At 69.3% G+C, this 11,161-nt stretch carries 11 protein-coding genes and 1 pseudogene; 8 read left to right on the top strand and 4 right to left on the bottom strand.

The features are described from left to right. Positions 1 to 100: 100 nt before the first annotated feature. From AB7E83_RS27680 to AB7E83_RS27665, 4 genes are read left to right on the top strand one after another with little or no spacing between them, the layout of a single operon-like run. The gene (locus tag AB7E83_RS27680) at positions 101 to 1,048 is read left to right on the top strand and encodes a hypothetical protein (RefSeq protein ID WP_428574677.1); all 948 of its coding nucleotides are present in this window, start codon (positions 101 to 103) and stop codon (positions 1,046 to 1,048) included. A 60-nt stretch (positions 1,049 to 1,108) separates the two neighbouring features. Beyond that, a complete protein-coding gene (locus tag AB7E83_RS27675) occupies positions 1,109 to 1,624 on the top strand; it encodes a (2Fe-2S)-binding protein (protein WP_428574675.1) in 516 nt (171 codons plus the stop codon). A gap of 14 nt (positions 1,625 to 1,638) precedes the next feature. Further along, positions 1,639 to 3,939, top strand: coding sequence for a molybdopterin cofactor-binding domain-containing protein (locus AB7E83_RS27670; RefSeq protein WP_428574673.1), 2,301 nt, complete (start codon positions 1,639 to 1,641; stop codon positions 3,937 to 3,939). 8 nt (positions 3,940 to 3,947) lie between these two features. Beyond that, positions 3,948 to 5,120: a c-type cytochrome gene (locus AB7E83_RS27665; RefSeq protein WP_428574671.1), complete on the top strand. Its 1,173-nt coding sequence runs from the start codon at positions 3,948 to 3,950 to the stop codon at positions 5,118 to 5,120. A gap of 104 nt (positions 5,121 to 5,224) precedes the next feature. Here the strand turns inward: AB7E83_RS27665 and AB7E83_RS27660 are convergent, their stop codons facing one another. Together AB7E83_RS27660 and AB7E83_RS27655 are read right to left on the bottom strand one after the other, a co-directional pair. Next, positions 5,225 to 5,722, bottom strand: a complete 498-nt coding sequence (locus AB7E83_RS27660; RefSeq protein WP_428574669.1) for a nuclear transport factor 2 family protein — start codon at positions 5,720 to 5,722, stop codon at positions 5,225 to 5,227. A gap of 11 nt (positions 5,723 to 5,733) precedes the next feature. After that, positions 5,734 to 6,954 carry a PQQ-binding-like beta-propeller repeat protein gene (locus AB7E83_RS27655; protein WP_428574667.1) on the bottom strand — a complete coding sequence of 407 codons (1,221 nt, stop codon included), beginning with the start codon at positions 6,952 to 6,954 and terminating at the stop codon, positions 5,734 to 5,736. A gap of 51 nt (positions 6,955 to 7,005) precedes the next feature. On the opposite strand from AB7E83_RS27655, the gene AB7E83_RS27650 reads away from it, so the two are divergent. Both AB7E83_RS27650 and AB7E83_RS27645 read left to right on the top strand, forming a co-directional pair. Continuing rightward, positions 7,006 to 7,476, top strand: a complete 471-nt coding sequence (locus AB7E83_RS27650) for a VOC family protein (RefSeq protein ID WP_428574665.1) — start codon at positions 7,006 to 7,008, stop codon at positions 7,474 to 7,476. A 60-nt stretch (positions 7,477 to 7,536) separates the two neighbouring features. Continuing rightward, complete coding sequence (locus tag AB7E83_RS27645; protein ID WP_428574663.1) at positions 7,537 to 8,538, top strand: aldo/keto reductase; 1,002 nt, start codon at positions 7,537 to 7,539, stop codon at positions 8,536 to 8,538. Positions 8,539 to 8,560: 22 nt separating this feature from the next. Here AB7E83_RS27645 and AB7E83_RS27640 read toward each other — a convergent pair whose 3' ends face one another. Continuing rightward, on the bottom strand, positions 8,561 to 9,619 hold the full coding sequence (locus AB7E83_RS27640; protein ID WP_428574661.1) for a winged helix-turn-helix domain-containing protein: 1,059 nt from the start codon (positions 9,617 to 9,619) through the stop codon (positions 8,561 to 8,563). 84 nt (positions 9,620 to 9,703) lie between these two features. Here AB7E83_RS27640 and AB7E83_RS27635 point away from each other — a divergent pair, with 84 nt between their 5' ends. Beyond that, positions 9,704 to 10,207, top strand: coding sequence for an FxLYD domain-containing protein (locus tag AB7E83_RS27635; protein ID WP_428574659.1), 504 nt, complete (start codon positions 9,704 to 9,706; stop codon positions 10,205 to 10,207). A 55-nt stretch (positions 10,208 to 10,262) separates the two neighbouring features. Here the strand turns inward: AB7E83_RS27635 and AB7E83_RS27630 are convergent, their stop codons facing one another. Then, positions 10,263 to 10,856: a hypothetical protein gene (locus AB7E83_RS27630; RefSeq protein ID WP_428574657.1), complete on the bottom strand. Its 594-nt coding sequence runs from the start codon at positions 10,854 to 10,856 to the stop codon at positions 10,263 to 10,265. Between the two features lie 41 nt (positions 10,857 to 10,897). Here AB7E83_RS27630 and AB7E83_RS27625 point away from each other — a divergent pair. Continuing rightward, positions 10,898 to 11,161 (top strand): annotated as a pseudogene (locus tag AB7E83_RS27625) (hypothetical protein); the annotation flags it as partial.

Below are 11,161 nucleotides of genomic sequence, written 5' to 3'. Positions count from 1 at the left end.
TCGTCAACGTGAACTGGTCGCACCCGGCCTACGCCAACCGGCACATCTATGCCCGCAACGACGAGGAGATCATCGCCGCGTCGCTCGCGAAGGACGGGAAGTGAGGCGCCCGCGTGCGCGGGCGGCATGCGCGGTGGTCGCGCTGTTTGCCGCCGCCACCGGCCTGCCGCGAGCGGAGGTGGCGGCGCAGACGGCCGCGCCGGCCGTCACGCTCTGGAATCTGAACGCGTACGACATCCTGTTCGTGCTCTCGGGCGGCGGCGCCAACGCGGTCGCACTGACGCGGGACGACGGTGTGGTGCTGATCGACCCGTTGCCGGGGCTCGGGAAGGCCTCGCTCGAGGCGCTTTCCACGGTGACGGATCAGCCCGTGCGGACCATCGTGAACCTGCGCAGCTCCGTCGAGGCGCTGAAGGCGAACCTGGACTATCCGGACGTGACGACCGTCATCGCGCCGAAAGCGGTGGCGGATCGGGCGGCGCAACTGGGCGTGTTCGCCGGCGCGGCGGCGAAGTTCGCGCCGTCGACCGTCGTGACCGGCACGGCGACGCTGCTCGACGGCCCGGACGTCATGGATCTGATGGTCCTCGGGCCCGGCCGCACGGGTGCCGAAGCGCTGATCGTCTTCAAGGAGAAGCGCCTCGCGTACATGAGCGAACTGTTCCCGCGGAAGGCGGTGCCGGTGGTCGAGCCGACGCTCGGCGGGAGCCTGCTCGGCCTCGCGCAGACGCTGGCGAAGGCGCGCGCGGCGGTGACGACGGCCCGGTCGGCGGTGCCCGGCCGCGAGTCGCCGAAGACGGGCGGCGTGGGCACGCACAAGCCGCAGTCCGTGATGCCGATCTCGACGACCGCGCAGTGGAAGGACGTCGAGGAGTACGCGGACTTCGTCGCGGCGCTCGTCGAGGCCGGCCGGCGCGCAAAGGCGGCGGGCCGCACGCCCGGGCAGGCCGCGGCGGAACTCCAGTTGCCAGAGCGGTTTGCCGCCTATGACATGAGCGGCGCGGCCGCCGCGTTCGCCGTGCTGTATGCCGAGCTTCCGCCCGGCTGAGCCCGGAGCCCGGGCGTATAATCGCGGCACTCCGTCGCCGCTCTTTCAGCAGAGGTTCCCATGCCGAGCTACACCCTGACCGTGAACGGGAAGACCCACACGGTGAACGCCGCCGCCGATACCCCGCTCATCTACGTCCTGCGCAACGACCTGAACCTGATGGCGACGCGCCTCGGCTGCGGGATGTCGCAGTGCGGCGCCTGCGCGGTGCTCGCCGACGGCAAGGAGATCCGGTCGTGCACGACGACCGTCTCGCGCATCGGCGGAAAGAAGATCCACACCATCGAGGGCCTGCCCGGGCTGTGGGCGGCCAGGACCGGCAAGCCGTTGACGGCCGACACGCTGCATCCCGTGCAGCAGGCGTGGATCGACGAGCAGGTGCCGCAGTGCGGCTACTGCCAGAGCGGCATGATGATCGCCGCCGTCGACCTGCTGGAGAAGACCCCGAAGCCCACCGTCGAACAGATACGCACGGCCTTCACGAACAACCCGCCCTCGCCGCACCTGTGCCGCTGCGGCACCTACACCGGCATCGTCGCCGCCGTCCAGCGCGCGTCCAAAGCCATCGCCGGCTGACGGAGGGAACCAGCATGAGCCTCATCAACCCCACACTCACGCGCCGCACGTTCGTCAAGGCCGGCGGCGCCCTGGTCGTCTCGGCGTCGCTGCCGGTCCGTGAGGCGTCCGCCGCCGCGGAGGGCGCGTCGCGCACGCTGGATGCCACGAAGCTCGCCTCGTGGCTCGAACTGCACGCCGACGGCACGATCGTCGCCCGCACGGGCAAGACGGAGACCGGCACGGCATCGACCGCGTTCTACGCACAGGCCGTTGCCGAGGAGCTCGACGTCGACCCCGCGAAGGTGACGATCATCGGCGGGCACACGGACGAGACGCCGGATGGCGGCTTCTCCGCCGGCTTCCTGGGCGGCGTCAACAACCTGAAGAAGGTGGCGTCCTACACACGGCAGGCGCTGCTGGGCCTCGCGGCCGAGCGGCTCGGCGCGCCGGTCGCCAGCCTCAAGGTCGCCAACGGCGTCGTGAGCGGCGGCGGGAAGTCCGTCAGCTACACGGACCTGGTGAAAGGTCAGCAGTTGAGTCTGACGATCCCCGTCGCCGGCCGGCTGGCGCGCGTCGACCCGAAGGACCCGGTCGGCATCGCGGATCTGATGGGCCTCAGCGTGACGGGCAACCCGCCGATGAAGCGGACCGAGCAATACACCGTGGTCGGTGGCAATCATCCCCGCCCGTCCATCGAGGACATCGTGCGCGGCAAGGCCGTCTACAGCGGCGACGTGAAGGTGCCGGGCATGCTGCACGCCCGGATGGTCCGTCCCGCCACGCTCGGGTCGACGCTCGTCGAAGCGGGCAGGCTCGACAAGGCGAAGTTCCCGACGGCGGAAGTCGTCGTGCAGAAGAACCTCGTGGCCGTGGTCTCGCCGAACGAGTGGGAAGCCGTGTCGGCGGCGCGCGCGGTCGCGGCGCTGACGAAGTGGACGGCGTGGTCCGGCCTGCCCCCGAGCAGCAACCTGACGGCGGCGCTGCGGGCGGCGAAGTGGGAAGACGTCGGCCGCCGCGGCGACCTCGCGAAAGCCGATGCCGGGCTGGCGAAGGCGGCCCGGACGGTTGCGGCGACCTACGAGCAGCCGTATGTGCGTCACGCGCCGATGGGGGCGTACGTCGCCACGGCCGACGTGAAGGCCGACAGCATCACGATCTGGTCCCAGTCGTCGCAGTCGCAGGGGGCCCGGGCGCACATCGCGCACATCATGGGCGTGCCGGTCGAGCAGGTCGTGATCCGGTGGGCGCAGGGACCGGGGCAGTACGGCCGCACGACCTTCGGCGGCGACGGTGCGATGGCGGACGCGGCCATCCTGTCGAAGCTGGTCGGCAAGCCGGTCCGCGTGCAGTGGACCCTCAGCGAGGACCTGGCGTGGTCGAGCACGTCGCCGGGCTGGGTGGCCGACGTCAAGATCGGCCTCGACGGGCAGGGCAACATGGTCGCGTTCAAGAGCGACTGGTACTCGCCGCACGAGAACGACGCGCGGATGATCGGCGCGGTGCTGGCCGGCGCGCCGACGATCACGCCGAAGACGAAGCCGCTCTTCCCGGCGATCTCCACGGTGTGGCCGTACGACAAGGTGCCGGCGGTCGTCGAATCCGCGTTCGGCACGGCGAACCTCGCGAACGAGTCCGCCAACGGCGGCCTGCGCGGCAACATCATGCGGACCCCGTGGCAGCGGCAGCAGAACTTCGCGCTGGAGGCGGCGGTCGAAGAAGCCGCCGCGTCGGCCAAGGCCGATCCGATCGACTACCGCATCCGTCACACGACGGATGCCCGCCTGATCGGGATTCTGAAGGAGACGGCCCAGGCGGCCGGCTGGAAGAGCCGCCCGTCGCCGAGCGCGGATGCGCGCCGGACCGGCACGACACCCGTGCGCGGCCGGGGCGTCGGTGTGGTGATCCGCAGCGGGGCGCAGTGGGTGGGGATCGCGGAGATCGAAGTAGTGCCGGCCACCGGCGCCGTCAAGGTGCTGTCGTTCACGACGGGCGTCGACGTCGGCAAGGTGATGAACCCCAGGCACCTGGCGTCCAACATCCAGGGCGGCACGGTCATGGGCCTCGGCGAAGCGCTCTTCGAGGAGGTCACGTTCGACCAGTCGAAGGTGACGAGCACGGACTGGACGAAGTACCGGATTCCATCGATGGGGGACGTGCCGCAGGTGAAGACGGTGTTCACGTCGCGCGACGGCCGGGGCATCAACGGCGGCGGCGAGGCGGCGAACACCGTGTCGGCTAACGCCGTGGCGGCGGCCTTCTTCGACGCCACGGGCGTCATGGCGCGCCGGATTCCGCTGACACCCGCCTACGTGAAGTCGATTCTCAAGGCCTAGGAGGCGTCATGACCCGGAGAGTGTTCGTCGCGCTGTCCATCGCGGTGTTGCTGCCGGCCCTGGCGGGCGCGCAGGGCGACCCGAAGGCCGGGCAGGCCGCCTTCCGCGGAAAGCTCTGCTACTTCTGCCACGGCGAGAACGGCGAAGGCGGATTCGGCCCGGACCTGGCCGGCGCCCGCGGCCTGACGGTCGAGCAGTTCAGGCACGCGATCCGGAAGCCGTGGGGCGTGATGCTCGCCTATACGGAAGGTCAGCTCACCGACGCCCAGATCGACGGGATCTACGCCTTCCTGAAGGCGAAGCCGCCGGCGAAGGAGATCGGCCACTGGCACTGGCCCGCGGCGGTGGCGAGCGCGCCGTACGAGCAGCGCGTCTACATGCAGATCACCGGCTGCGGCCAGTGCCACGAGCCGGAGAACAAGATGGGCCGCATGTGGCTCGGCGAGTACGCGAAGGAAGTCAACTTCGAGTACTTCAAGCGGGTGATCTACACGCACACGCGCAAGTATCCGCAGCAGGCGATGATGGGCAACTATTCGCCCGATCGCCTGTCCGAGGCGAACCTCCGCGCCATCTACAAGTTCATGGTCGAGGACCTCGGCGTGCGCGCCTCGATTGGCGCGATCAAGACCGGCTTCAACCCGGGTAACGCCCCGGCACCGATCACGATCGCGGAGCAGAGCGGCGGCAACACCACCTACAAGGTCACCGTGGCGAACCGCGGCATCAAGAACGTGGGTGTCGACGCCGAAGGGCTGACCGTGTTCGTGCGCGTGCCCGCGGGCACGAAGGTCATCAGCGGCACCGGCCCCGGCTACAAGGGCACGCAGACGCTGGCCAGCCTCGGCCTGCTGCCGGCCCTTGCGCTGGCGACACATCCGAACGAGCAGGGGGCCACGGTGCCTCCGCCGGCGGACACCTCGGGCGACGTGATCGTCTGGAAGCTGCCGAAGCTGACCGCCGCCGAGTCGGTGGACCTGTCATTCACGCTGCCGGGCGCGCCCGCCGAGGAGTTGATCAGGGCGATGGACGGGTCGGCGGTGCACTGGGAGAAGCCGGGCCGGACGGCCTACGGCAAGAAGCTGCAGTACCGCGACACGCGGACGCCGGACAGCGGCGACCACGAACGCCTCACGCCGCCGCGTCTGCCCGCGCCGGCCGCCAGGCCCGCCGGCAACTAGTCGCGCGGCTCCGGCGGAGGCAGGATCCGGGACGGCCGGGCAGCAGCGCTGCGCCGGCCGTTGTCGTGTCTGCGAGCCCGCGCGGCGCGAGGCCGCGCCACCTCCTACTTGGCCGCCGCAGGGGCTGCGGGTGCGGCCTCGGCGTAGTAGGCGCGCTGCTTGAAGCGCCAGCCTTCCTTGGTCCGCACGATCACGTCCTCGTAGGTTCCGCCACCGGTAATCGCCGGGTTCTTCTGCAGGTCGATCAGCGTGACGTAGGACGACCCCTTCGCGCCTTCGGCCGAGGGCTCGATGAGGACGTTGGTGGAGATGTGGAAGATCTTCGGGCGCGGCTTGAGCGGACCGCGGCCGGCGGCCAGTTCACCGATTTCCTTGCGCCCCTTGAGCGTCCGGTCGGCGCCGATCTTGAACGTGCCGTCCGGCGTGAAGACACTTCCGTACATCTCGGGGTTGCTGCTGTCGAACGCGTAGTTGTACTTCGCGTACAGCATCTGGATTTCCGCGTAGTCGGCAGCGCTGAGCGCGGGCTTCTGGTCGGCGGCCTGCGCGGCGAGACCGGCCAGCAGAACGGCCGCGAGGGTGAACGAGGTGAGTCGAGTCATGCGTTGTGCTCCTATTTGGCTGTGATGTCGTAGGCGTACACGGTGCCCTGGTCCCGGAGGATCAGCTTGCCCTGGGTCACGATGGGGTGGCTCCACGTCGGCAGCTCGCCGGCGTTGATCCGGAAGCGGCCGTGCTCCACGTACTGCACCGGCGTGGCTTCGGCGAGTGCGACCTGACCCTGCTCGCTGAACAGGTACAGCCGCGCGTCCGCGTAGATCACCGACCCCTTGCCGACGCTGCGGTGCTGCCAGGCGACCTTGCCGTCCGCGAAGCGCATCGCCGTGAGAATCGAATTGGAGAAGCCGTAGAGGTACTCCCCGACGAGCACCGACGACGCGTGGTGGTTCATCATCTCGCGCGTGAAGTAGACCTGCTTGGCGGCGGAGCCTGTCACGTCCAGCAGGATGGCGCCGGTATCGTACGCCGACGACAGGAAGACCTTACTGCCGTTCACGATCGGCGTGGCGATGTTGGCCGTGCCGTTGTTGACGCGGTCGTTGGTCCACAGCACGCGCCCCGTGGCGACGTCCACGCCCATGCCGTTCCGCTCGGTGAAGAAGATCGCCTGCCGGACACCTCCGATGGTGGCGACGACGGCCGAGGAATACGCGGCCGGGTCGCTTTCCGGCGTTCTCCAGATGACCTCGCCCGTCGCCTTGTTGAGGGCCACAATCGTGGCGTTCCGCCCGCCGGGCTGGACGAGCACGCGGTCTTCGAGTACCAGCGGGGACTCGCTGATGCCCCAGTACGGGTTCTCGCCCTTGAACTCGGCCAGGATGTTCTTCTTCCAGACGGGCCTGCCGGTGGCCAGGTCCAGGCACGCGAGGTCGCCGTTGCCGCCGAGCGCGAAGAGGCGATCGCCGTCGATGACGGGCGTGCCGCGGGGGCCGTCGCCCCGGTCGTTGCTGAAGAGGGCGCCGTTCGGCGTCTCCCAGACCTTCTTCCCGGTGGCCGCGTCGAGCGCCACGACGTACTCCGTCGACCCGCGGGTCCCGAGCGTGAACAGCCGGCCGCCGGACGCGGCGAACGACGAGTAGCCGCCACCGTTGCCGGTGGAGCGCCACAGGAGCGGCGGGCCGCCCTGCGGCCAGTCCTTCAGCAGGCCGGTTTCCGCAGACCGGCCGTCGCGGTTGGGGCCGCGCCACTGCGTCCAGTCCGGGGCCTGGCCGTCCAGCACGGCCGTGAGCGCGAAAATCGACGAAGCGACGACGACAGTTGGCAGCCAGCGCATACGCGCCTATTCTGCCACTGTGCCATCACGGCGTGCGGGAGGAACATGCGCATGGAGTTGTTCGAGAGCTGGCTGGATCGCTACGAGCGCGGGCTGATCGACCGCCGCGCGTTTCTGGCGGGTGCCGCCGCCGCGCTGCAGGCGTCAGTGGCCGGGGCAGCGGCCCGTCCGGGGCTCGTGACGCCGGGCGGCATCCACCACGTCGAACTGAAGACCGTGGACCTGGCGGGCACCACCGCGTTCTATGAGCGGCTGCTCGGACCGGCGACCGTCGCCAACGAGCGCGCGACGATCCCGCTGGAGTCCGGCGGCGGGCGCGGGCACCTCCGGATCTCGCGCGGACCCATTCCGCGCACGGACCACTTCGCCATCAAGGTGCCCGGCATGTCGGCGAAGGACCCGAAGGCGATGCGCGCCAGGCTGGAGAAGCAGGGCCTGAAGGTCCGGCAGGTCGGGGCCGCGCTGTACGTGAAGGGGCCGGACGACCTCGAGGTTGAACTCATCGCGCCGTCAGCCCGGTAGCCCCTCCGGGCGCGAGGGCCGCGCGGCACCCGCGTCTATACTCGTACGTCGAGGGGGCGGATGCAGTACACGAATCTGGGGGCGAGTGGGCTGAAGGTGTCGCGGCTGTGCCTGGGCTGCATGGGGTTCGGCACGCCGCAGTGGCGGGAATGGGTGCTCGCGGAGGAGCCGAGCCGCGCCATCATCAGCCGCGCGATCGAGCTGGGCTTCAACTTCTTCGACACCGCGGACTTCTATTCGGCCGGTGAGGGCGAGGCGGTCGTCGGGCGCGCGCTCCGGGACTTCGCCTCCCGCGACCAGGTCATCATCGCGACGAAGGTGTTCTACCCGACCAGGGCCGGCGTCAACGAGCGCGGCCTGTCACGCAAGCACATCTTCGACGCCGTGGATCGGTCGCTCCGGAACCTCGGGACGGACTACATCGACCTCTATCAGATCCACCGGTGGGACAGCGCGACGCCGCTCGACGAGACGCTGCGGGCCCTCGACGACATCGTCCGCGCGGGCAAGGTGCGTTACCTCGGTGCGTCGAGCGGCTACGCGTGGGAGTTCGCGCAGGCGCTGGCCATGGCGGACCATCGAGGCTGGTCGCGGTTCGTCTCGATGCAGAACCACTACAACCTGCTGTACCGGGAGGAGGAGCGGGAGATGCTGCCGCTGTGCCGCAAGGAGGGCATCGGCGTGATCCCGTGGAGTCCGCTGGCACGCGGCGTGCTCGCCGGGAACCGGAAGCAGGGCGACTGGTCCGCCACATCACGCGCCCGTACGGACGACTTCGCGCATCACCTGTATTCGATGAAGAGTGACTTCGCGATCGCCGACCGCTGCGGGGATGTTGCCGCAAAGCGTGGCGTGCCGTCGTCTCAGGTGGCGCTTGCGTGGCTGCTCGCGAAGGGCGTGACGGCGCCGATCGTCGGCACGACGAAGCTGGAACAGCTCGAACAGGCCGTGGGTGCGGTGGATCTGACGCTGGACGAAGGCGAGATCGCCTATCTGGAGGAGCTGTACGAACCGCACCCGGTGCTGGGCATCGAGGGGCCGAAGGACAGCAAGGCGAAGTAGCGCTGCGAGTCTGACGTCTCGCTCAACGCCGCGCCAGCATCAGCGCGCCGGCCAGGCACAGGCTGAACCACGCCCCTTCCAGCGCGTTCGTCACCGTGGCGGCCGTTGGCCCGAGCAGGTCGAGATGCAGCCGCGCGTCGGGGAAGCTTCCGGCCAGCACCGCGAGGCTGCCGCCCAGCAGCTGGCCTCCCGTCACGGCGATGAGCAGTCCGGCCAGTCCGCCGATGCCCGCGGCCGCCAGCACGCCGCGCCGAACGCTCACGTCCGCGGCGAAGCGTCGGCCCAGGTCATCCGCAAGTCCGACCGCGGCGCCGAGCAGCAGGCCTTCCAGGCCACCGGTGATGTCACCGGGCGCCTGGCCGAACAGCAGCAGGAAGGCGTCGTGGCCGATCACTTGGCCGAACGCGCCCACGAGCAGACCGCCCAGTGCGCCGCCTACCAACCCCGCGAACGTGACGTTGCGCGCCACGAGTCGCGCCCCCGCAATGCCGCCCGTGACGCCGGCCGCGCCGATCAGGGCCAGCAGGGTGGCCACCGCCACCATCACCAGTAGCGCCGAGAGGGCTCCAGTGCCGCTCTGCTGCACCTGCGCCGCGGCAGCAAGGCCGAATGCCAGGCCGCCGAGCAGGCCTGCCACGCCGCCGCCGGTGGTGCCGGCACCGAGGGTCAGCCAGCATTGGCGCCAGTCGTACGCGCCGGAAGGCGCTACCGCCAGTGGCGCCGGGGCACGGTTCTGGTCGTTTGGTCCAGGGTCACCGTCCGCCACGCAGCTCACGGCCGCGATGAAGCGATAGCCGTGCTTGGGGATGGTCTCGATCAGATGCGGTTGCGTGGCGCTGTCGCCGAGCTGCCGGCGCAGGGTCTTGATGCACTGGGTCAGGACCTCATCGGTGACCGGAATGCCCTGCCAGACGTCCTGCAGAAAGCGCTCCTTGCTGAGGAGCGTTCCGGGATGCTGCAGCAGCAACAGCAGCGCGTCGAAGTAGCGGCTGTTGATCTCCACCAGCGCCGGTCCGTCAAAGAGGCGCCGCTCGACAGGGTCGAGGCTGAAGCGGTCGAAATCGTAGCGGCGAACGGCCATTCAGCGCTTCCTCAGGGTTTGCTCATGCCTTTCAGCGGGAGGCGGCACTAGCGTCAGCTGTCCCATTATTCACTGGAGGAATGCATGACAATCGGACAAGAGAGGCCCAGGCGTTTCAGCAGTTGGACGATTCAGATCAAGGTATGGAAGGTTCTCGCCGCGCTGGTGATCTTTCCGCTCCTGGTGTTCTGGTGGATGGTCGTGCACCAGGAGGACGAAATCCTGGCGCTGGTCCGCAGCGATGTGGTGACGGATGCCGCGGGCCAGCGCGCCTGGGCGGGCAGCTTCGTCAATACCAACGACAGAACCTTGCGCGATGTCGCCGTGACGATCGACTTCCTCGACAGCCACGACAGGCCCGTGGGGAAGACCGAAGCGGGGGTGGCTGACCTGCCGTTCAGCACGCGACTGGACCTGCACGCACCTCTGCCGCCAGACGCGGTCAGGCTGCGTATCTACTCGGTCCACTGGCGCATGGACGTGACTGGCGTCGACAGATGGCTGCGGAGCCTCCCGCGCGAGGTACTGATGGGCCCGTTCTTCCCCTGGGAGTTCGGGTATCTGATGGCCGACCCGGCAAGCATGTAAGGACGGCGACGCCGGATCTGGCCAACGGCGACAGGTCCGGTGTCGCCCGATCGCGCTACGCGAAGGTCAGCGTGCGGTGGCTGGTGTGCGTTCGCAGCACGTCGGCTGTGAGCTGCTTCGAGAGGTACACCTTGGAGTCGCGGTTGTCGGTCGGGTTCGGCTCGTATTTGATGACGTCGAACTGCAGATGGTCGAGCGTGCCGCGCATGTCGTAGAAGCGGTTCTTGGTCTTGACGACGACCTCGTGGAAGCCGGCCGTGTGCGCCCACACCTCCGATTCCTCGGTGAGCGCCCGGAAGTGGCCGTGGCCGCGCCAGTCGCGCCGCGTACCGCCGATCCACGTGTAGAGGATGCGCCGCCCGTCGAACACCAGGACATCGCGCAGCTTCGCGACGAGATCCGCCAGCTTGGGGTCGGTCTCGGTGGCCTTCAGCTCGTGGACGATCTTGAAGGAGACGGGCACCACGGTGCCGGCCGGGTCTGCGGGGAGCGGCGCCTCGGCCATGAGGATGAGGCTCTCGCGGTCCTCGAGTCGGTGCATGATCTCGGCCGCGGACTTCTTGCGGGGGAACTCGCCGAAGTATTCCTCGATGTACTGAATCTCGAGCGCGCCGGACTCGAGCGCGTACTGCTTGATCAGGTGCTCCACGTGGGGTCTGGCTACTATAATCCACTGGTTTGAGTCGCCCGTTGTTCCCGGCCCTGCTCGCCGGCATTGGCCTCCTCTGTGCCGCCGGGCCGTCCGCCGCCCAGGCCGTCCCCTCCACGCCGTCGGCGGCGGTGCTGCCCGCGATCCTGGGTCCGGAGGCGCCCGAGGCGCCCGAGGTTGTGACCCGGGACGCCCAGGGCAACGCGACCGTCCGCGCGACGCGCCTGCCCGCACCGCTGCGGATGGATGGCCGGCTGGATGAGCCGATGTACGGGGTGGTCCGGGCGGTCTCCGGCACGATCCAG

Source organism: Ramlibacter sp. (assembly GCF_050250995.1).
GTDB lineage: Bacteria > Pseudomonadota > Gammaproteobacteria > Burkholderiales > Burkholderiaceae_C > Ramlibacter.
Note: the sequence above shows the minus strand (reverse complement) of the source record. Positions and strands in the feature narration are given on the sequence as shown.